The sequence below is a fragment of the Aureivirga sp. CE67 genome, assembly GCF_015767245.1.
Classification (GTDB): domain Bacteria; phylum Bacteroidota; class Bacteroidia; order Flavobacteriales; family Flavobacteriaceae; genus Aureivirga.
Genome location: NZ_JADOTV010000001.1, coordinates 59857 through 81990, shown reverse-complemented (window position 1 = coordinate 81990; position 22134 = coordinate 59857). Strand labels below are relative to the sequence as shown.

Below are 22134 nucleotides of genomic sequence, written 5' to 3'. Positions count from 1 at the left end.
AAAATTATGTTAAGTAAGGTTGTTTTTATTAAATATTAAGCTTAAAAAATTAAAATCAAATAGAAATAAAAAAATGAAAAACTATTAGAGTAAATCCTTGAATTTAAAGGAAATTTTAATAAATTGGAACTTTCAATTTTATTTTGAAATTGATAATTTTAAGTAAAGTAAAAAATGAGGGGTTATGAATAAATCATTAAAATATATCGGGATAATTGGGGTGTTAGGTGTGACACTTACTCTTATCAATAGTAAGCCGTTAAATGAGCTAGAAGAATATGTAGGAAAGCGTGATACGGTAGACATCAATACAAGTAAATTGTATGAGATTAAAGCACTGAAAATTCCAGCAGATTTGAATTTTGCAGGAGAAAAAGTTCCTTTAGAAGAACATGATGTAAAAGAAAGAATTGATCGAGAGCTTTTGGTAAATACTTATTGGCAATCCAACGGACTTCTTTTAATCAAAAGAACGGAAAAATATTTTCCAATTATAGAACCAATTTTGAAAAAACACGGCGTTCCAGACGATTTTAAATATTTGGCTGTAATTGAAAGTGGTTTGATGAATGTTTCTTCGCCAGCAGGAGCAAAGGGTTATTGGCAATTGATGAAAAAAACTGCTAGAGAACTTGGTTTGGAAGTCAATGATAATGTGGATGAAAGATACGATATCGAAAAATCTACAGAAGCTGCTTGTAAATATTTATTGAAATCAAAAGAAAGATTTGGTTCTTGGACATTGGCAGCAGCAGCTTATAATGCAGGAAATGCTGGAGTTTCTAGAAGAATGAAAGCGCAGAAAGTAGATAATTATTACGATTTACTTTTGGTTTCCGAAACTTCTCGTTATGTGCCTAGAATTATTGCTGTAAAAGAAATTTTAGGAAATCCTTTCAAGTACGGGTTTAGTTACGAAGAAGAAGATTTGTACAAACATCCAGAGTTTAAAAGAGTAGAAGTAGATACTGCAATTACTAGTTTGGCTGATTTTGCAATTAAAATGAATACGAATTACAAGAAATTGAAAATCTACAATCCTTGGTTACGTCAGAGTAAATTGAACAATAAATCAAGAAAAAAATACACGATAAAATTACCTCAATAATTATAAATGAAAATGACAACATTATTATTAGCGATTTTAATTGGAGTTTGCGCAGGAATGCTAAGCGGATTAGTTGGTGTTGGTGGAGGAATTCTGATGGTTCCGATGTTTGCCTATTTTTTAGGACTTACGCACCACAATGCTCAGGGAATGAGTTTGGCTGTAATGCTTCCGCCTGTTACGATTCTTGCTGTGATGAATTATCATAAAAGCGAACCAATTGATTGGAAAATAGCAGCAGTGGTGGCAGCTTTTTTTATCATTGGTGGATTTTTCGGGTCAAAAATTGCTTTAGTAATCAATCAAGCGATGTTGAAAAAAATCTTTGGTGTGATTATGATTATAGTTGCTTTAAAATTAATCTTTAGTAAATGATAATTTTGCATTAAAGTTCGCTAAATATAAAAATATAATTTGCAAAACAGGAAATTCTTTAGGATTTCCTGTTTTTTGTTTAGTATTCTGATTATCAGGTTTTTATTTATAAAATTTTTTAATAAAAATTAAGATAATTGCTTGAAAATCCATAACTTAAGTATTGAATATTTATACTATCGAGTTATGATGGAATTTGAAAATAATAAATCTTTTTTAAAGAAATCAGAAGCTTTGTTTTATGTAGAATTGTTAAGTGATACAGCAATTTTATCTAAAAAAGGTAAAGAATTATTTATTGAAAAATTGAAAGAAGAAGATTTACTAACAAGGACAAAAATCTTGTATTTATTGGTCAATTTTTTTCAAAATGATTTTGAATATCGAACTGGGCTCAATATGTATGAGTCTTTGTTGGAAAAAAGAGAAGAGGGGAATATTATTGATGTTGAAAAAGAATTTGAGAAAAAATATTTTAATTCAAAAGCTTATAAAATTGAAGCTGAGATAGAAAATGAAGAAGTAACTTATGATGTTGAAATGGTTTTTTCTTTGGATGAAATTCCTTCAATTCAACTTGATGAAACCAATATTATTCACCCAAAAAGGAGTGTTTTAGGAAAAACAATTACAAGAACATTATTCGATTTACAAATTATTGGTTTGATTGATGATACTGTTTTAAATGAAGTTTTATCTAATATAGATAACGAACAATTATTTATCGAATCTGCCGTAATTGATTATGCTGCGAAAAAATTAAATGAAAAAGAAAATTATGGTTCGGAATATTTAAAACAACAAGAAATACTTAAAAGATTAAAGATAGAGAAATTCATGACAGAAGAAACTTACGCTGCTTTGTCTTCTAGTTATAAGAAAAATAAATTGAAGTCCATTTTTGAGGTTTTAGATTCTTGTGAAAATGTTTTAAAGTGGAGTAGTCCGGTTTATTACGAAAAAGAAGTCTTGATTAATCAATATTTTACGATTTTTAAAGAGTTAAGTAAAGTTGTAGATGGGTTTATTATCGAAGAATATTCTGTGAAAATTAGAAATGAAAAAGAAGATTCTTTCGAATTGGTTTTTCATTTCAAAGTTGATGGGCATTTTTATGGAACTGTAATTCCTGTTTTTATCTATTCTGGTGGTTATAAATTGAATTTATTTAGTCAGTTTTTAGATCCAGTAAATAAGTTTTTAAAAGAAAAAAATAGAGAAGAACTTTGCTTAGCGACTCAAAACTACAACCAGCAAACAGAACAAATAGATTTTTATTTTCTTTCTATAAATTACAAACAAAGAGAATTATTAGAGCTTTGGGAATATAAAAATCATTTTGATTTTATTGGAGGAGAAGGTTTCGATCGTGTTTTTTCCCCATCAAAAACGCAAAAAGGGATTATTCTTTTGGAAGAAATTGGTTTTTTTGATCAATTGACTAAAGATGAAATTCGAATGGGAATTCGGAATTGTATTGAAAATACTGTTTCAAGTTTGGAAGAAATTATTTCTTACTTTCCAAATACAATGTTTTGTTTTCCTGAAATAATGACTGATTTGGAAAGACCTTACGAGGAAGAAGTACTTCGTTTTTTTGATTTTTTAGGAACAGATTATTTTCCAGAACATATATTGGATACTTTTACAAATCAAGAGTTAGAGTCGTTGTTTTCTTTTGAGTTAGATGGAATCAAATATTCGAGATTGAATAAAGTAGAAGAAGATTATTTTGATATGGGATATCGAAGCTTGATCATAAATTCGATAAAAGGATTGGGTATAAATTTGATTTGTTTTGATAAAATATTTTATTTGAAATTATCCGATTCGCAAATAGAAAAATTAAAAGTAGAATATCCAGAATTTTGTGAAAGATTGACTAAAATATAGAGCTGATGAGAAAAATATTGATATTATTTATTGTAGGAATGTTGTTTTCTTGCACGGATAAACCAAAACAGAATGTTAAAAAACAAACTATGAAAAGATATATTACAAAAGATAATTTTTTTAGAGGTTTTTTGTTTAGTGAAATTAAAAAATCAATGAGTTTAAGTGATTTTGAAATTTCGAAAGTAGACACGGATTCAATTATTTTTCATCAAGAAGTAGACCCAATTGAAAATATTTACGGTAGTCCTTTAGGAAATGATACAATTCTATATTTTGTTACTTATTCTGCAGGAAGTGGAGCATATAAGCAAATCTTACCATTTTGGATTCAGGGAAATAGAAAAGTTGAATATGTGAAATTTCCACCTGTTACTGAAACAGATTATATGGGACATGATTCAATTTTGATGAAAAATGGAAAGATTTATAGATCGTTTCCAACTTATAAACATAATGATACAAACGTAAAACCTACTGGAAAGGTGAAAACATTGATTTATAAACCAGAAATTATAAATGATAGTTTATTCTTTAAGATAGAATTACCTTAAAGTAATATTTGTAATCGAGTTATTCCCAAGTTCTCTATTCATCATTTCGATGATTTTTTGCTTACCATGGCTAAGTTCTTCTCTTAAAACAGAAGAAGTTAAACGGACGATAAGCGTTTTTCCTTTAAGTTCTACTCTTTCTGTGTAGGAATTCACACCATTTCCCATGATTTTTACCCAAGCTTCTTGCGCATTTATTTTTACAAAACCTCTTGTAAGATTGTTTTCGCTAATAAAAGCATCCATTAAATCTTTGATAGAATAAGAATCGTTTTGTCTTTTTGCCATGGTGAAATGAATTTTAAAAGAAAAACCTCTCCGAGATTGGAGAGGGAATATTATGCAAAGTAACGAATTATAATTGAATTATTTTATAGGATTGATTCGTTTCTTTTACTACTTTTTCAGTTCTTTCATAATGTGTATCGCTGATAAAAATTTGACCAAAATTAGAATCATTTACCAGATTTACGATTTGCTGTACTCTAGTTTCATCTAATTTATCAAAAACATCATCTAAAAGTAAGATTGGCAAACGCTCTGTTTGTGCTTTGATAAAATCATATTGTGCTAATTTTAAAGCAATCAAATATGTTTTTTGTTGTCCTTGAGAACCAAATTTCTTAATTGGAAAACCATCAATTTCAAAAGATAAATCGTCTCTTTGAATCCCAACACTTGTATATTGAAGAACTCGATCTTTTTCTAAAGATTTTTCTAAAAGTGTTTCTAAAGATTCTTCGTTTAATTTTGATTTATAAACCAGAGAAACTTCTTCTTTATTTTCAGAAATAATTGCTTGCCATTTTTTGAAAATAGGAATGAAATCCTCCATGAATTTTGTTCTTTTTTCATGAATAATCTTTCCTAAGTCACAGAGTTGTTCGTTGTAAATTTCTAGGTTTAATGGATCGAATGTTCTGTTTGCAGCAAAATATTTTAGCAAAGCATTTCTCTGAGAAATTACTTTATTATAAGAAATCAATGTTTGAAGATAATGTTTATCTAGTTGAGAAATTACTCCGTCCATGAATTTTCTTCGGCTTTCGCTTCCTTCTACAATCAAATCTCTGTCTGCTGGCGAAATAATAACCAATGGAATAGAACCAATATGTTCTGAAAATTTATCGTAGTTCTTGCCATTTTTCTTTAATATTTTCTTTTGTCCTTTTTTTAAGCTACAAATAATTTTGTCCGAATGGTCATCCATAAAATAATCTCCTTCAATCATGAAAAAATCCTGATGATGACGAATATTTTGAGAAGCAATAGGGTTAAAATAACTTTTAGCAAAGGATAGATAATAAATCGCATCCAGTACATTTGTTTTTCCAACACCATTATTCCCAACAAAACAATTTATTTTTGATTCAAACTCAAAAGTTTCTGATTCAAAATTCTTAAAATTAAACAATGTTAATTTTTGTAAATACATAAACAAATTCCCTATCTTAAAATAAATCGCAAATTATTAATAATTTTGATAATAATGTGTTTTTACTTTTCAATTAAAAAAGCTACTTTTGCGCTTACTAAATTAAAAATAACATATGGCAACGTACAAAAAAAAACCAAGTAAGGAGAAAAAAGTAGTTGTTGAACAAGAGCAACCAGAAATCGAAGAACACAGTACAACAGCTGAGGTTTTTGATACTTTAGACGAAACTGCTAATAAATCAGAGGAGTTTATCATGAAGAATCAGAAGGCTATTTATGGAACAATTGGTGTTGTCGTTGTTTGTGTCTTAGGATATTTAGGATATCAAAAATTTGTTTCATCTCCAAATGAAACAGAGGCTGCAAACGAATTAGCTTTCCCAAAACAATATTTTACAGAAGCAACAGCAAATGAAGTTGCAAATGATTCTTTATTAAATTTAGGATTAACAGGAGCTGATGGAAAATTAGGTTTCTTAGATGTAGCTACTGAGTATTCTGGAACAAAAGCTGGAAACTTAGCAAACTTTTATGCAGGAGCTTCTTATTTAAAAATGAAAGATTACCAAAAAGCAATTCAATATTTAGATGCTTTTAAAGCAGATGATGAGATTGTTGCACCTTCAGCAATTGGAGCTATCGGAGATTCTTTCGCAAATTTAGAGCAATTATCAGAAGCACTTTCTTACTACGAAAAAGCGGCTAAATTAAAAGTTAACGAATTCTCTACTCCATTATTCTTATACAAAGCTGCATTGACAGCAATGGATTTAAAAGAATACGCTAAAGCAGAAAAGTATTTCACAGAAATTAAAAATAAATATCCATCTTCTAACGAAGGAAAAGATATTGAGTTATATATAAATAAAGCAAAATTTGCACAAAAATAATATATAATGGCAACAGAAAATTTATCAAAATATGATAAATCAGCAATCCCAAATTTGAATAACTATCGATTTGGGATTGTTGTTTCTGAATGGAATTCAGATATCACAGAAAACCTTTGTCAGGGAGCAATTGACACTTTAAAAGAGCACGGAGCAACAGATGAAAATATTATTCGTTGGAACGTACCTGGAAGTTACGAGTTAATCTACGGATGTACTAGAATGGTAGGAACACAGGAATTAGATGCTGTAATTGCTATCGGAAATGTAATCCAAGGAGAGACAAAACATTTTGACTTTGTATGTGACGGAGTGACACAAGGAATCAAAGATTTAAATGTACAACAAGATATTCCAGTTATTTTCTGTGTATTAACAGACAATACAAAGCAACAATCAATCGATCGTTCTGGAGGTAAATTCGGAAACAAAGGTATCGAATGTGCTGTGGCAGCTATCAAAATGGCAGTTTTAAAGCGCGAAACTGAGTAAACTTTAACAGATTATACTTGGTATAATATTTGAGTACTTTTACTGAAATAAGTAACTTTGATTTATCAACCGTAAAAACTTAAGATTATGTTGTTCAATGCTTTTAAACCTCGCTCAAATTACGTTTTTGACTACAAACCTCGTTATTACGATCCAAGAAAGGAACGTCTGGACGATTTGAAGAAAAAATATGAGAAAAAGGATGAAAAAACGGTTAATTCATCTGATAAAGATTTTAAAGTTACTCTTTCCAAGAATAACCTAAAAGATGATTGGAAACGATCAAAAGGTTCGGTTGTAGATAGAGGAGCTAATAGAAGATTAGCTCTAATCATTACAATCTTAATTGCGATTGCAGCTTATTTACTTGGATTTATATAAAAAAATTAATGGCAGATATAATACAGTTACTACCAGATCATGTGGCAAATCAGATTGCTGCAGGTGAAGTTGTGCAACGTCCTGCTTCTGTTGTAAAAGAATTATTAGAAAATTCTATCGATGCAGGTTCTTCGGATATCAAATTAATTATTAAAGATGCTGGGAAAACACTGATTCAAACCATAGATAATGGGATAGGAATGAGTGCAACAGATGCTAGACTTTCTTTTGAAAGACATGCAACTTCCAAAATTAAAGACGCAAAAGATTTATTTTCTTTAGAAACAAAAGGTTTTAGAGGTGAAGCTTTGGCTTCTATTGCTGCGATAGCTCACGTAGAGCTTCGTACTAGAAGAGAAGAAGATGAGTTGGGAACTTTAATCAAGATGGAAGGAAGTGATGTTATAAATCAAGAAGTGATTTCAACAGCAAAAGGAACAGCGATATCTGTAAAAAATCTGTTTTATAATATTCCAGCGAGAAGAAATTTCTTAAAGTCGAACACTGTGGAAATGCGTCATATTGTAGACGAATTTCAACGAGTTGCTTTGGCACATCCTTCTATCGCTTTTTCTTTATATCATAATCAAAGTGAAGTTTATTATTTACCAAAAAGTAATTTAAGACAAAGAATTGTTGCGATTTTTGGTAATAAGACAAATGAAAAATTGGTTCCTATTCATGAGGAAACAGATATAATTACAATTACAGGATTTGTTACAAAACCTGAATATGCAAAAAAGAAAAGAGGAGAACAGTTCTTTTTTGTGAATGATAGATTTATAAAAAGTACTTATCTAAATCATGCGGTGAATTCTGCTTTTGATGGTTTGATAGCGAAGGATGCATTTCCTACATATTTTTTATATTTAAAAGTACCACCACAGAGTGTAGATGTTAATATTCATCCGACCAAAACTGAAATTAAGTTTGAAGATGAAAAAACATTATACGCTATTCTAAGATCTACAATTAAACATAGTTTAGGACAATATAATATTTCACCAGTGTTGGATTTCGATAGAGATACTTCAATGGATGAGAGTTTTGGTTCTAAAGAAAATTCGGTGAGTTCTCCAACCATTAAAGTAGATCCAAATTTCAATCCTTTTGCAGAAGGAAATCAACAAAGTTTTTCTAAGAGTTATAAGCCAAAGCAAACAAATTCTTGGGAAAGTCTTTATGTAGATACTACACCTTTAGAGCAAAAAGAACCTTCTACATTTGAATCTAAAATGGGAGGTGCTCAAAATGAACCAGCAAATTTATTTGAATCAAAACTTGGTAATGAATCTATAGAAACACCGACTACTTTTGAGTCGAAGATGGGGAGTTTATCAGATGATGATACATCGAATCTTTTCGAGTCGAAAATGGGAAATAGTTCTGAAGATTCTCATACTACTTTTGAATCAAAGATGGGAAGTTTACCAGATGAAAATCCGAATTTATTTGAGTCGAAAATGGGGAGTGATTCTGAGGATTCACACACAACTTTCGAGTCGAAGATGGGAAGTATGTCTGAAGATGATTCTAATTTGTTTGAATCGAAAATGGGAACTTCTTCTGATGATTTTAATGAGCAACTTTTTGAAAGTAAACTAAGTTCGGATATTACTTCTTTTGATCAGAATGAAAAAGAAAATGTAACATTAGAGTTTACATCGCATAGCGAATTGGTTCCAGAAACTCCAACATTATTTGGAGAGGAACAAAACATAAATGTAAATAAAACACATCAAGTTCATAAAAAATACATTGTAAGTACAATTAAATCTGGAGTGATTTTTATCAATCAGCAATTGGCACATCAGCGTATTTTATATGAAGAGTATTTAGAGAATATTACAGTAAAAGAAGCTACCAGTCAGCAACTTTTATTTCCATTGGAAGTAGTGTTCAATAAAATTGACATTGAATTAATAAAAGAAATTCAATTAGATTTAGAAAATATTGGTTTTGTATTTGAAAGTATTTCAGAGGACACGATTATGGTTTCTGGAATTCCGACAAGTATTACTGAATCTCAAGTGCCGATAATTATCGAGCAGTTATTGGAAGATATTAAAAATGAAGTTCCTGAAACAAGCTTTAGCCAATTAGATATTATGGCAAAAAGTTTGGCAAAAAGTTTAGCAATAAGAACAGGAAGTATTTTGACAAATAAGGAGCAGGAAGAAATTGTGAATAAACTTTTCTTATGTAAAGATCCGAATATTTCTCCGTTTGGGAAATCCACTTTTATTTCGGTATCTTTAGATGAAATTGATAAAAGATTTAGATAGATGTATAGAATGACCGAGGCTGTAAAGCATTTGATTATCATTAACGTTTTATTTTATTTAGCTACAAGGTTTGTAAATCCTGGCTTGAATAATATTTTAGCTCTGCATTTTCCATTAAATCCAGAATTTGGTTTTTGGCAATTTGTTTCTAGTATGTTTATGCATAATCAAATGTCTATATATCATATTTTGTTTAATATGTTTGCTTTATGGGGATTTGGTACTTCTATGGAACAAGAATGGGGAACTAAAAAATTCGTGTTTTTCTATTTTTCAGCAGGAATTGGAGCAGGAATTATCTATACCTTGGTAAACTATTTAGGGTATTCTACAGCATATAATGAATTAATTGATAGTGGGTTAAATAATATGCAAGTAATGGAATTCTTAAATTCTAATAGATATAATGCAGGGATAGATTATTTAAATCAAAATATTAAAAATCCTTCAATAATTAATTCTTTAAATAATAGTTCAAGTTTAGCAGATGCTTATGCTAATTATAATAGTTCAGCAATAGGAGCTTCAGGAGCAGTTTATGGTGTAATGGTAGCATATGGATATTATTACCCTAATGCTAAATTATCATTGATATTTCTTCCAATACCAGTAGCAGCTAAATATTTTATACCAGTATTAATTCTAATGGATTTATTTATGGGAATTTCAGGGTATAATTTTGGAATAGCAAATTTTGCACATTTAGGAGGTGCATTGTTTGGTTTCATAATGGCATATTATTGGAAAAATAATAGTTTTAATAACAAACGTTGGAATTAGTAAATGAATTTAGTTGAAGATATAAAACATGCTTATCATAAAGCTTCGGTAAATGAAAAAATAATTTATATAAACATTCTGTTTTTTGTTTTTTCATTATTGTTTCAAAGTTTTTTTCAAAATTGGGTAGCTCTTCCAGTTTCTTTTTCTGAGTTTTTGAAGAAACCTTGGACAGCTATTAGTTATGGTTTTGTTCATTTTCGATTCTTTCATATTTTATCGATTCTCTTAGTTTTATATTATTTCGGAAATTTGTTCTTAGATTTTTTTACGCCTAAAAAATTTCTAAATTATTATTTTCTAGGATTATTATCGGGAGCTGCGTTTTTCCTTGGTTTTTATGCGATTAATCCTAATCATGTAATAATGCCACTTGGAGGAGCATCTGCTGCTGTTTCAGCAATTTTGATTGGTATTACAACGAAAATTCCACAATATTCATTTCATATTCGATTTATTGGTCCTGTTAAAATCTTATTTATTGCATTAGTTTGGGTAGGATTAAATTTAGTTCAACTTGGTACACCTGATGCAGGAGCAGCAATTGCACATTTAGGAGGAGCGATTTTAGGATTTGTTTATACTAAGGCTTTAAATAATAATATTGATATCGGGAAATGGTTTGAAGTAAGCATGCAAACAATTTTTTCTTTTGGAAGAAATTTAAAGAAACCGAAATCACATTTGAAAACGGTACATAAATCAACTAAAAAAGCATCTAACAAATCTGTACCAAAAAGTTATTCACCAAGAGAACGTCAGAATAAAATAGATGCGATTTTGGATAAAATTAGCAAATCAGGATACGATAGTTTATCGTCCGAAGAAAAAGAGTTTTTATTTAACGAGGGAAAAAAATAGCGATGAAAAATTTATCATTTTTTGATAAAATAATGTTTATTTTAAATAGTATTGTAGGAGCTGTTCTTTTGATTTCCTATTTATTACCATTTATAAATCCTATTCATTTTGCTGCACTTTCTGCCTTTAGTCTTTTTGTTCCCGTACTTATTTCGGTTAATTTAATCTTTTTAGTATACTGGCTTATTCGAATAAAAAAACAAGCAATTCTACCAATATTTTTGTTTTTAGTTGGTTTGCCTATTTTCCCTTCTTATTTTAAAATAAATAAAAAAGAATTAGTAAAGAAAGAAACTTCTATTGAAGTTATGAGTTATAATGTTCGAATGTTTAACTTATATAAATGGCTTCCAGAAGAGGGGATTGATAAAAAAATTGTAGATTTTATCAATGAAGAAAACCCAGATATTATTTGTTTTCAAGAATATCATCCTAATGAGAAATTAAAATTAGATTATCCTTATAAATACGTCAAAATTCACAATAAGAAAAATAATTTTGGGCAAGCAATTTTTTCAAAACATAGAATCATGAATAAAGGAGTTCTGAATTTTGATAAAACTAATAACGATGCCATTTTCGCTGATATAAAAGTGGATACAACCATTTTGCGAGTTTATAATATTCACTTAGAATCTTTAAAAATTAACCCATCAAAACAAAACTTTGGAGAAAAAGATGGGAAAATGCTTCACAAACGAGTGGCAAGTGCTTTTGAAAAACAAGGAAATCAAGCAATCAAGGTTTTAAAACATGAGCAAAACTCTCCTTATAAAACAATACTTTGTGGAGACTTTAATAATACACCATTTTCTTGGGTTTATTATAAATTGAAAGGAACTAAAAAAGATGCTTTTATTGAAGCTGGAGAAGGTTTTGGTAAAACATTTAATTATCCGTTTCCTGTAAGAATTGATTTTATTTTGGTAGATGATTCTTATGAGGTAGACGATTTTGAAGTTTTTCCTTTGAACTATTCAGATCACTTTCCGATTTCTGCCAAAGTTGAATTAAAATAAAAAAGAGACTGTAAAAAACAATCTCTTTTCGATATCTTGGAAAGATAAAATTAATATTCTGTTTTATCTTCTTTTTCCGACCATTTTTGGAAAGGCTCTAAAGCGATGTTTCTTCCGCACTGCTCGAAAGGAATACTTCTTTCTTCGTATGGTAAAGGAATTTCTTTATAAATAAACTCATCATCAAAACCGATGTTTGCAGCATCAATTTGGTTACTTCCATAATATACTTTCTTTGGTCTTGCCCAATAAATAGCTCCTAAACACATAGGACATGGCTCACAAGAAGTGTATACAATACAATCGTCTAACTGAAAAGTTCCAAGGTTTTTACATGCATCTCTAATTGCTGTTACTTCAGCATGCGCAGTTGGGTCATTTGTAGAAGTAACTTTATTGTTTCCTCTTCCTACAATTTCTCCATCTTTCACAATGATACATCCAAAAGGTCCACCTTCATTGTTGTTCATTCCATTTAAAGCGGCTTTTACTGCTTCAGACATGAACTTTTCATCAATATTCTTACACATATTTCTTCGTAAAATTTTTTAACACACAAAGCTAAAGTATTTTTGATTAAATCCTATAATTTTAACTATTGAAAATCAGAATCGAATAAAATTATATTATATAAAATTTAATATATCATTAATTAATTGTTATGAAATACGTTTTTTAGCTTAAAAAATGATTAATAATAGAAATTCTAATTTTAAAGTTAAAAATATTTTAGTTATGTTAAAGTGTTTAAATCCAATAGAATATTAAGAGGTTTAGTGAATAGAATTTAATATTGAATTTAAAATTTGTAATAAAAGTCGGAATATGTAAAGTTTTGATTTGAAGAAATATAAAAAGTAAATTTGCGTTAAATGAAAAGCTATAAAAAATAACAAATTAAAAATTTATTAATTATGAAAAAAAATGTACTTATTTTAATTCTTTCTGTTTTCTTTTTAAGTTGTAGTTCTGATGATGATGATACTACTTCAACAACACCTATTGACAGTTATTTAATAGGTAAAGGAGATTTAAGCGGAACTGGAGCGGAAGGAGTTGAATTTCAAAAAAGAGTAATTTCAGATAATGAAACTTGGATGACATTGATTGACAAAATGGATTCTGTAAATGATGTTTCAAGTAATTTCTCCGAAAAAGATGTAGATTTTTCAAAATATATGATCATCGTATATATTGGAGATGTAAACTCATCTGGGGGAGGTTCTAATTATGAGGTTTCTATATATTCAGACTCACAAAGTATTTTTGTTGAAATGACACAAGATATTTCTGAAAATACAACAACAGCTCTTTCTCAACCATTTTATTTAGCTAAAATTGATAAATCTGAAAAAGAAGTTGTTTTTAAATAATAACGAAAAGTTTTAAATGTTTATATAATTTAAACTATTTTCGCCGAAAATAACAAAATTATATAACATGAAAATCAAAAATACTAAGTTATTATTACTACCTGTTTTTGTTTTGACTCTAATGAGTTTTGCAATTCAAGAAGATTGGTATACGTTTAAATCCAAAAAATTAAATTTTCAAATTGAATTCCCTGGAAAGCCTGCAGAAGAAAAAGAAAATGTAGTGGAAGGACCAATGAATATAGAAATGGTTGCTCTTTCATATGAAGCAGAATCAGAAGATGCTGAAATTTGGGTTTATCAAACATTGTATTCTGAATATCCTAAAAAATTTGCTAAGGAAGTCAGTCAAGATGTTTTTTTTAAAGGAATGATTGATGGAGCTAAGAAAGAACTAGGAGGAGAAATTTTATCTCAAAAGGAAATTTCATATGAAGGATATCCTGGGAGAGATATAAAATTCAGTTTTATGGATGGATTAGGAGTTTTCAGTATGAGAGTTTATCTAATAGAGAATGAAATGTATACTATGCAAGTTATTTCTTCTGGAGAAAATCAGGATAGTAAATTAAAAGATAAGTTTTTTGATTCTTTCAAATTATTAAAAAAATAAGGGTTAAAACTCTATGTAAAATTAAAACAGTATTTGGTAAAACTAAATACTGTTTTTTTTGTTTTGTATATCAATATAATACTATTTTATCTTTTTTTTTAAAATAGTTTTTTGATTTAGAATTGCTTTTTTTATATTAATAGTGTAGTGTCTTAAAGAGATTTAGAGGTGTGCAAGGTTTGTTTATTTGTTTTAAAAATAGCGTTTTAATGTTAAAATAGTATTAGTATGAGTTAGTATCCTAGGAATTAATTATTTGATAACATTTAAGTGATGTTTATTTAATATTAAATAATTAAATCAGTTGTGTTGGGGGAGTACATTTGCCAAAAATGTAAAAATTATATGATGAAAAAAACAAAATTGACCCCTAAGTTTTTATTTATTTTGTTGAGTATCTTATTTATGTCGAATAAGATAAACGCTCAATGTGAACCACCAACCAATCCATCAGTTACTGAAATTGGTGATACCTACGCAACATTTAATTTTACGTACGGAAACTCTACTACATCTTCGGATATTGCAATTGTTTCAGAAGGTGAAGCTCCAGGAAGTGTTTTTACTTCATATATTTCTGGAGATGCAATAATTCAAGGGAGTTTAACAGCAGGAACAACATATGATTATTATGTGAGGTCAAATTGTTATACTATTGGAGAAAAAAGTGAATGGGTAGGTCCAATCACATTTACAACTCTTGGAGGAGATACAGCAAGTTGTTTACCTCCAACAGGTTTAAATTTCACAGATATTACTTCATCTGGAGTTACATTAAATTGGACAATAACATCTTCCGATAATGTTGATTATGCAGTTGTTGCGAATGGAGCAGAAATTACATTAAACGATATTGTTTATGGTTTTGGTAGCTCTGAAGCAGTGTCGAGCCTTACACCAAATACTACTTATGATGTTTATTTAAGAACATTTTGCGGAAATGAAGTAAGTGAATGGACAGGAGTTCAGTCTTTTACAACTTTAGAGTCTACTTGTCCTGCACCTTCAGATATTGTTGTTACAGAGATTACAGAAACTAGTGCAAAAATTACATGGACAAAAGCTGTTGGAGATGATGTATCATTTTCACAATATTTAATAAAAGAAACTTCTTTAGGTTTACCAGCAAATGATGTATTTAATGCAGTAATTAGTCTTGGAGGAACAACAGAAGAGATTGTTCAAAATTCACTTCAAGCTGCAACAGAATATAGTGTTTATGTAAAAACGTATTGTACGGATGGAGAAAATAGTGAATATGCAGAGATAGTTACATTTACAACTCTTGGAGGTGAAACTACAGATTGTGAATTACCATCGGATCTTTCAGTTGCAGATATCACGGAAACAACAGGTACATTAACTTGGGATACAAACGGAAATACTTCAGAGTTTTTTGTTTACCAATCTACAGATGCTGCACCAACAGAAGATTCGTTTGGAACATGGGTTTTACTTCTAGGAGGAGATATTGCTACAGAAAATTTAACGGATCTATTACCAGGAACTGAATATACTGTATATATCAGAAGTATTTGTGATGATGTAAAATCGGAGTTTGTTGAATATACTTTTACAACTCTTGGAGGTGAAACTACAGATTGTGAATTACCATCGGATCTTTCAGTTGCAGATATCACGGAAACAACAGGTACATTAACTTGGAATACAAACGGAAATACTTCAGAGTTTTTTGTTTACCAATCTATAGAAGCTGCACCAACAGAAGATTCGTTTGGAACATGGGTTTTACTTCTTGGAGGAGATATTGCTACAGAAAATTTAACAGATTTATTGCCAGGTACAGAATATACTGTGTATATCAGAAGTATTTGTGATGATGTAAAATCGGAGTTTGTTGAATATACTTTTACAACTTTAGAAGAAGAAACTGCAGATTGTGATGCAGCAGATTTACCATATGTTTTTGGTTTCCCTAATGCAAATACAGATTGTTGGGAATTAAATGCAAATGATGCAAGTACTGATACTTGGGCAACTGTAACTTTTGCAAGTAATATTTCTGATGGAGATGGAGGATCTATCAAATATCAAAATGATACGGATACACAAGCAAATGCTTGGGTATATTCAAGAGGAGTAAATTTAGTTGCTGGTCAAACAATTGAAGTAAAGTTTGATTATAAAACTAAAACAAATCCAGAGAAATTAAGAGTTACAATTGGAACTGAAAAAGCAGAATCTAATCAAGAACAAAATGTGATCTGGGATAATAATGGAGGAACTGAGTTAACTAATACAGAGTTTGAAGAAGGAGTAGGAACTTTTACAGTTGTAGAATCAGGAGTTTATTATGTTGGTTTAAATTGTTATTCTGGAGCAGATTCATGGAGATTATTTGTAGATAATATTAGAATCACTGAAGTAGAACAAACATTAGAATGTAACGTTCCAACAAATGTTATGATTTCAAATATTACGGAAACTACAGCAACTGTAACATGGACAACCGGAGGAGCAGATTCATGGGAAGTAATCGTTGTTGCTTCAACAGAAGCTATGCCAGATTCAGGAGATGTTGTTTCAGAAGCAACTTATAATGCAACAGGATTAACAGAGAATACAGCGTATAATGTTTATGTAAGAGATCTTTGTGATACAGATGTTGTAAGTGAGTGGACAGCAGTAGAAACTTTTACAACATTAATGGAGTGTAATGTTCCAACAAATGTTATAATTTCAGATATTACAGAAACTACAGCAACTGTAACATGGACAACCGGAGGAGCAGATTCATGGGAAGTTATCGTTGTTGCTTCAACAGAAGCTATGCCAGATTCAGGAGATGTTGTTTCAGAAGCAACTTATAATGCAACAGAATTAACAGAGAATACAGCGTATAATGTTTATGTAAGAGATCTTTGTGATACAGATGTTGTAAGTGAGTGGACAGCCGTAGAAACTTTCACGACATTAATGGAGTGTAACATTCCAACAAATGTTATGATTTCAGATATTACAGAAACTACAGCAACTGTAACATGGACAACCGGAGGGGCAGATTCATGGGAAGTTATCGTTGTTGCTTCTACAGAAGCTATGCCAGATTCAGGAGATGTTGTTTCAGAAGCAACTTATAATGCAACAGGGTTAATGGAGAATACAGCGTATAATGTTTATGTAAGAGATCTTTGTGATACAGATGTTGTAAGTGAGTGGACAGCAGTGGAGACTTTCACAACTGCAAGCATTGGAATAGAAGAAGATTTTATCAATAACTTCAAAATGTATCCAAATCCTGTATCGAATACTTTTACGATTAGCTTTAACCATGTTATAGACAATGTAGAAATCTATAATGCTATTGGACAATTAGTATTCGAACAAAATGTAAATGCGAAATCAATTAATTTAAATGTTGAGAATTTTGAAACTGGAGCTTATACTTTAAAAGTTCAAACACAAAATAAAGTGTTTACACAAAGATTATTGAAAAAATAAATAAGTTTTAAGTTTTTATCTAAGAGAGGGTTGCATTGAAAGATGCAGCCTTTTTTTATGAATTATAATATGATAAAAGAGTTTTTTTGTTAAAAAAAATAGAAAATTCAATTTTGTTAAACCTTAGTTAAAGTTAAGTTTTACAATACCTATGGAACAAAAAATGAGTTAGAAATTAGGTAACTTTGAGACACTCAAAAAATAAAAATATCATATTATGAAAAAAGTTTTAAGCTTATTAGCTGTTGCTATTATTGGAGGGTTTATTTCATTAGGCTCATATAAACTATTTTTTGACAAGAATGAAAATATTTATAAAAATGAGATAGAAGCAGCCCCAATTGTAAGAACGAATTATTCAGCAATTCCAGCTGAGCAAACTGATTTTACTACAGCAGCACAAGAAACAGTAAATTCTGTAGTACACGTAAAAAATACTTCTGTACAAACAGTAAGAGATCCTTTTGCAGAATACTTCTATGGTAGAGGTCAGGGAAGTAAACAATTTGAGCAAGTAGGAACAGGAAGTGGAGTGATTATCTCTGCAGATGGTTATATTGTAACAAATAATCATGTGGTTGCAAAAGCTTCCGAAATTGAAATCACACTTAATGATAAAAAGCAATACAAAGCTAAATTTATTGGAGCAGATCCACAAAATGACATTGCTCTTTTAAAAATAGATGCAAAAGATTTACCATATATCACTTTCGGAGATTCGGATGCGGTAAAAGTTGGTGAATGGGTATTAGCTGTAGGAAATCCTTATAATTTGACTTCTACAGTAACTGCAGGAATTGTAAGTGCAAAAGCTCGTGATCTTCATGGGAATAATAGTACAGAATCTTTTATTCAAACAGATGCTGCGGTGAATCCAGGAAATAGTGGAGGAGCTTTAGTAAATACTAGTGGACAATTAGTTGGAATTAATACAGCAATTACTTCAAAAACTGGATCGTTTGTTGGTTATTCTTTCGCAGTTCCATCAAATATTGCAAAGAAAATTATCGAAGATATCATGGAGTATGGAGACGTACAACGTGCTTATTTAGGAATTTATTTTGAAGATTTAGATGCTGAAAAAGCAAAAGAATATGATTTACCAACTGCACAAGGAATTTTAGTTCGTGAGGTGATTGACAAAGGAGCTGCACAAGAAGCAGGAATTGAAGATGATGATATCATTGTAAAATTAAACAATGTAAAGATTACTAAGTTTGCAGATTTCAGTGGACAATTAAATGCTAAGCGTCCTGGAGATGTTATTCAAGTGACAGTTATTCGAGATGGAAAAGAGATGACGATACCTGTGAAATTGAAAAATAAATTTGGTAAAGAAGGAAAAGGAACAGATGATTATTTAGGGTTCTATATTGGTAAATTAGATGAATTATCTAAGAAAGAACAAATGAGATATCGTATAAATTATGGTTTAAAATTCAATGAGGTTACAAACCAAAATTTATCGAAGAGATTCGGAGTAGAAGAAGGAGATATTCTTTTAAGTATCAATGGAGAAAAAATTAAATCTGTAGGGCAAGTTGAAAATATTCTAGAAAATAGTCAAAATAAAGATTATGTTGTATTAGAGATTTTAACAAAACAAGGAAAAATAGAATACGTTCCTCTAACAATGAGGTAAAAATAGTTATTAGTTATAGTTTAAAAATCGTCCAATGGGCGATTTTTTTATTTTTAAATTTTTGTAGTAATGCAAGAAATCTTATTTTTGGCGCATTATTAAAAATAACACAACTGTAATGTCAAATAACGAGATATACGAAAAAGAATTATCATTCCAAGCAGATAGAAGAAGAGCTACTGTGGAGCTTATCAAAATTATCAGTGATCTTTGGTATGATAAAACAATTGAATTAGTGCTTTTTAGAAATCAATTGATAGATAGAAATGTAAGTGAGATCTTAAACTTAGTAGAGTATGCTAGTGATTTCGTTGAAAAACCAATTTCTATTTTCGATACGGTTGAGGTAGCAAAAGCTATTAGTCAATTAGATTTACCACCATCAAAATTAGATATCGGAAAATTAGTTTACGAATATCATTTAGATGGAAACGATAATGCAAGTGTAATTGAGTTTATTTCAAATGAACTTAAAGACGCAAAATCTTCGAATGAAATCGAGCCAAAAGATGTTGTATTATACGGATTTGGTAGAATTGGACGTTTATTAGCTCGTGAGTTAATGACAAGAACAGGTAGAGGTGGACAATTACGTCTTAGAGCAATTGTAACAAGAGGTAAAGTTGATCAAACTGTTTTAGAAAAGAGAGCTTCATTATTAAGAAATGATTCTGTACACGGAGATTTCCCTGGAACTGTAACTGCTGACGTTGAGAAGCAAGCTTTAATTATCAATGGTACAACTGTACACGTAATTTCTGCTAACGCTCCAGAAGAAATTGACTATACACAATACGGAATTTCTGATGCTTTAGTAATGGATAATACAGGTGCTTTCAGAGATAAAGAAGCATTAAGCAGACACTTACAATCTAAAGGTGTTGACAAGGTATTATTAACTGCACCAGGAAAAGGAATTCCAAACATCGTTCACGGTGTAAACCACTTAGAGAATGATCCAAACGAGATCGATATTTTCTCTGCTGCATCTTGTACTACAAATGCAATTACTCCAGTATTAAAAGTAATCGAAGATAACTTTGGAGTGGTAAGCGGACACTTAGAAACTATCCACGCTTATACAAATGATCAAAACTTAGTTGATAACATGCATAACAAATACCGTAGAGGTAGAGCTGCTGCATTAAACATGGTAATTACGGAAACAGGAGCTGGAAAAGCAGTTTCTAAAGCATTACCATCTTTAGAAGGAAAATTAAGTTCAAGTGCTATTCGTGTGCCAGTTCCTAATGGATCTTTAGCTATCTTAAAATTAAGATTAGAAAAAGAAACTACTGTTGAAGGAATGAATGCTGCAATGAAGAAAGCTGCATTAGAAGGTGCTTTAGTAGAGCAAATCAAATATGAGATGAATAACGAGTTAGTATCTTCTGATATCGTTGGTACAAATGCTCCATCAATCTTTGATAGTAAAGCTACAATCGTTACTGAAGAAGGAAAAGATACTGTAATCTACGTTTGGTATGATAACGAGTATGGATATAGCCACCAAGTAATGCGTTTAGCGAAGCACATCGCAAAAGTAAGAAGATATAACTACTATTAATAGTTAGAATATATAAGATCAAAAACCCGAAGTGAATAACTTCGGGTTTTTTCTTCTAAAAACTTCTATAAATAAAAAACTGGATTAGATCAATTCGTAATTTTTAATCTTCTCTGAAATATGTTTAAACAAAAAAGCCATTTCTGAAGCTACTCGCATATTTAGAGTTGCATATTTTTCTTGTTTTAAAGCGGTATTATCATAGTTCTTCGGGTCTTCATAAGGCAGTTGAAAGTATTTGATGCAATCCGTAAAAAGTGGGCATTTTTTCTCTACAGTATCACAAGTCGTAATTGCGATATATGGATAATTATTAATTGCATCATCAATAAGTTTTGAAAAAACAACAAAAGGTTTTTTACAGTCTTTGTACGAAACAATATATTCAGGATTTTGATGATTAAATGTTTTTAAATCAAAATGAAAACCAACTTCCTTTAAAGATTTTATGGTATTTCTATGAAAAGCCGTTGCCATCGTTCCACCAGAAAAACACTCCATATTTGGAATAGAAAAATAATTGATAGCATAATTTCCCCAAACCTGAGCAAACTGGCTTCTTCGGGAGTTATGAGAGCAAATAAAATTTATATTTACACAATTATTTTCTAAATATTCATCTAAAATCGCTTTCGAAATTAAATTAAGAGTATCTTTTCTTTCTTCAGAAATTTCTACATCATTTTGAGAAATTCTAAAGAAGTTTTCCGTATTGACTTTCATATATCTTATTGAGAATGTATTTTTGCATAAAAAAACTAAATATTTGTTTTTTAGATATTGTCTAATAATTATTAAAAAGTTAAGAGTTGTGAAACTTAAAAAAGGAGATGTTGTTGCCGTAATTGAAGACTCTTTTAGAGGAAAAATTAAAGAAATAAAAGGAGAGAAAGTTACGATTATAACAGAAGATGATTTTGAAATAGTTTATAATAAAGAAGACTTAGTAAAAATCACAGAAGACCAGAAAGAACTAGCGAAATACCGAGATATAAAGAATAAGAAACTTTCACAGAAATCAGATGATTATGTGAATAAGAAAATTTTGAGTAAAAGTAAATTGAAATTTCCGAGTAAAGAAAGAGCACCAAAACATACGATGGAAGTAGATTTACATATTGAAAAATTGATTCCAAAATATAAAGGAATGTCCAATTTTGATATTATGAGTATTCAACTGGAAACAGCAAGGCAAAAAATCGAATTTGCCATTGATAAAAAGATTTCAAAAATTATTTTTATTCACGGAATTGGAGATGGTGTTTTGAAAGAAGAATTGAAATATCTTTTTGGAAGATATCATGTGGATGTAAAAGATGCTTCTTATCAAAAATATGGTTTAGGTGCCACAGAAGTTTATTTATACCAAAGTAATTTCAATAATTAAAACATAAAAAGAGCT

Annotated in this window: 21 protein-coding genes and 1 pseudogene; 18 read left to right on the top strand and 4 right to left on the bottom strand. The window is 29.9% G+C overall.

Annotated elements, in window-relative coordinates:
• The first annotated feature begins 184 nt into the window (after nt 1-184).
• From I0K12_RS00380 to I0K12_RS00365, 4 genes are all read left to right on the top strand, one after another.
• Nucleotides 185-1108 carry a lytic transglycosylase domain-containing protein gene (locus tag I0K12_RS00380; protein WP_196884921.1) on the top strand — a complete coding sequence of 308 codons (924 nt, stop codon included), beginning with the start codon at nt 185-187 and terminating at the stop codon, nt 1106-1108.
• Between the two features lie 12 nt (nt 1109-1120).
• Nucleotides 1121-1483, top strand: coding sequence for a sulfite exporter TauE/SafE family protein (locus tag I0K12_RS00375; RefSeq protein WP_317194401.1), 363 nt, complete (start codon nt 1121-1123; stop codon nt 1481-1483).
• Between the two features lie 141 nt (nt 1484-1624).
• A complete protein-coding gene (locus I0K12_RS00370) occupies nt 1625-3376 on the top strand; it encodes a hypothetical protein (protein WP_196884919.1) in 1752 nt (583 codons plus the stop codon).
• A gap of 5 nt (nt 3377-3381) precedes the next feature.
• On the top strand, nt 3382-3930 hold the full coding sequence (locus I0K12_RS00365) for a hypothetical protein (protein WP_196884918.1): 549 nt from the start codon (nt 3382-3384) through the stop codon (nt 3928-3930).
• On the opposite strand, the gene I0K12_RS00360 is transcribed toward I0K12_RS00365, so the two are convergent.
• Together I0K12_RS00360 and recF are read right to left on the bottom strand one after the other, a co-directional pair.
• Nucleotides 3922-4218, bottom strand: a complete 297-nt coding sequence (locus I0K12_RS00360) for a DUF721 domain-containing protein (RefSeq protein WP_196884917.1) — start codon at nt 4216-4218, stop codon at nt 3922-3924. The genes I0K12_RS00365 and I0K12_RS00360 overlap by 9 nt on opposite strands.
• 67 nt (nt 4219-4285) lie before the next feature.
• Nucleotides 4286-5365: a DNA replication/repair protein RecF gene (recF, locus tag I0K12_RS00355; protein WP_196884916.1), complete on the bottom strand. Its 1080-nt coding sequence runs from the start codon at nt 5363-5365 to the stop codon at nt 4286-4288.
• A 115-nt stretch (nt 5366-5480) separates the two neighbouring features.
• Here recF and I0K12_RS00350 point away from each other — a divergent pair, with 115 nt between their 5' ends.
• From I0K12_RS00350 to I0K12_RS00320, 8 genes and pseudogenes are all read left to right on the top strand, one after another.
• Nucleotides 5481-6257: a tetratricopeptide repeat protein gene (locus I0K12_RS00350; protein ID WP_196884915.1), complete on the top strand. Its 777-nt coding sequence runs from the start codon at nt 5481-5483 to the stop codon at nt 6255-6257.
• Nucleotides 6258-6263: 6 nt separating this feature from the next.
• On the top strand, nt 6264-6749 hold the full coding sequence (gene ribH, locus I0K12_RS00345; protein ID WP_196884914.1) for a 6,7-dimethyl-8-ribityllumazine synthase: 486 nt from the start codon (nt 6264-6266) through the stop codon (nt 6747-6749).
• A gap of 87 nt (nt 6750-6836) precedes the next feature.
• Nucleotides 6837-7130 carry a hypothetical protein gene (locus tag I0K12_RS00340; RefSeq protein WP_196884913.1) on the top strand — a complete coding sequence of 98 codons (294 nt, stop codon included), beginning with the start codon at nt 6837-6839 and terminating at the stop codon, nt 7128-7130.
• Nucleotides 7131-7138: 8 nt separating this feature from the next.
• Nucleotides 7139-8356, top strand: a pseudogene (gene mutL, locus I0K12_RS22200) (DNA mismatch repair endonuclease MutL); the annotation flags it as partial.
• Between the two features lie 9 nt (nt 8357-8365).
• Entirely contained in the window at nt 8366-9415 is a 1050-nt protein-coding gene (locus I0K12_RS22195; RefSeq protein WP_410548812.1) for a hypothetical protein, read from the top strand.
• Nucleotides 9416-10195: a rhomboid family intramembrane serine protease gene (locus I0K12_RS00330; RefSeq protein WP_196884911.1), complete on the top strand. Its 780-nt coding sequence runs from the start codon at nt 9416-9418 to the stop codon at nt 10193-10195.
• 3 nt (nt 10196-10198) lie between these two features.
• On the top strand, nt 10199-11056 hold the full coding sequence (locus tag I0K12_RS00325; protein ID WP_196884910.1) for a rhomboid family intramembrane serine protease: 858 nt from the start codon (nt 10199-10201) through the stop codon (nt 11054-11056).
• A 2-nt stretch (nt 11057-11058) separates the two neighbouring features.
• Complete coding sequence (locus I0K12_RS00320) at nt 11059-12075, top strand: endonuclease/exonuclease/phosphatase family protein (RefSeq protein ID WP_196884909.1); 1017 nt, start codon at nt 11059-11061, stop codon at nt 12073-12075.
• Nucleotides 12076-12125: 50 nt separating this feature from the next.
• On the opposite strand, the gene I0K12_RS00315 is transcribed toward I0K12_RS00320, so the two are convergent.
• A complete protein-coding gene (locus tag I0K12_RS00315) occupies nt 12126-12605 on the bottom strand; it encodes a nucleoside deaminase (RefSeq protein ID WP_196884908.1) in 480 nt (159 codons plus the stop codon).
• A gap of 384 nt (nt 12606-12989) precedes the next feature.
• Between I0K12_RS00315 and I0K12_RS00310 the strand changes: the two genes are divergently transcribed.
• The 5 genes from I0K12_RS00310 (at nt 12990) to I0K12_RS00290 (ending at nt 20732) form a co-directional block, all read left to right on the top strand.
• Nucleotides 12990-13448 (top strand): hypothetical protein, encoded by a 459-nt coding sequence (locus tag I0K12_RS00310; RefSeq protein ID WP_196884907.1) that lies wholly within the window; start codon nt 12990-12992, stop codon nt 13446-13448.
• A gap of 67 nt (nt 13449-13515) precedes the next feature.
• Nucleotides 13516-14061 carry a hypothetical protein gene (locus tag I0K12_RS00305; protein WP_196884906.1) on the top strand — a complete coding sequence of 182 codons (546 nt, stop codon included), beginning with the start codon at nt 13516-13518 and terminating at the stop codon, nt 14059-14061.
• Nucleotides 14062-14409: 348 nt separating this feature from the next.
• A complete protein-coding gene (locus I0K12_RS00300) occupies nt 14410-17523 on the top strand; it encodes a fibronectin type III domain-containing protein (RefSeq protein WP_196884905.1) in 3114 nt (1037 codons plus the stop codon).
• 217 nt (nt 17524-17740) lie between these two features.
• The gene (locus tag I0K12_RS00295) at nt 17741-19165 is read left to right on the top strand and encodes a Do family serine endopeptidase (RefSeq protein WP_196884904.1); all 1425 of its coding nucleotides are present in this window, start codon (nt 17741-17743) and stop codon (nt 19163-19165) included.
• Nucleotides 19166-19283: 118 nt separating this feature from the next.
• Nucleotides 19284-20732, top strand: a complete 1449-nt coding sequence (locus tag I0K12_RS00290) for a glyceraldehyde-3-phosphate dehydrogenase (RefSeq protein ID WP_196884903.1) — start codon at nt 19284-19286, stop codon at nt 20730-20732.
• Between the two features lie 84 nt (nt 20733-20816).
• Here I0K12_RS00290 and I0K12_RS00285 read toward each other — a convergent pair whose 3' ends face one another.
• Complete coding sequence (locus I0K12_RS00285; protein WP_196884902.1) at nt 20817-21455, bottom strand: hypothetical protein; 639 nt, start codon at nt 21453-21455, stop codon at nt 20817-20819.
• Between the two features lie 88 nt (nt 21456-21543).
• Between I0K12_RS00285 and I0K12_RS00280 the strand changes: the two genes are divergently transcribed.
• Nucleotides 21544-22119 carry a Smr/MutS family protein gene (locus I0K12_RS00280; RefSeq protein WP_196884901.1) on the top strand — a complete coding sequence of 192 codons (576 nt, stop codon included), beginning with the start codon at nt 21544-21546 and terminating at the stop codon, nt 22117-22119.
• Nucleotides 22120-22134 lie beyond the last annotated feature (15 nt).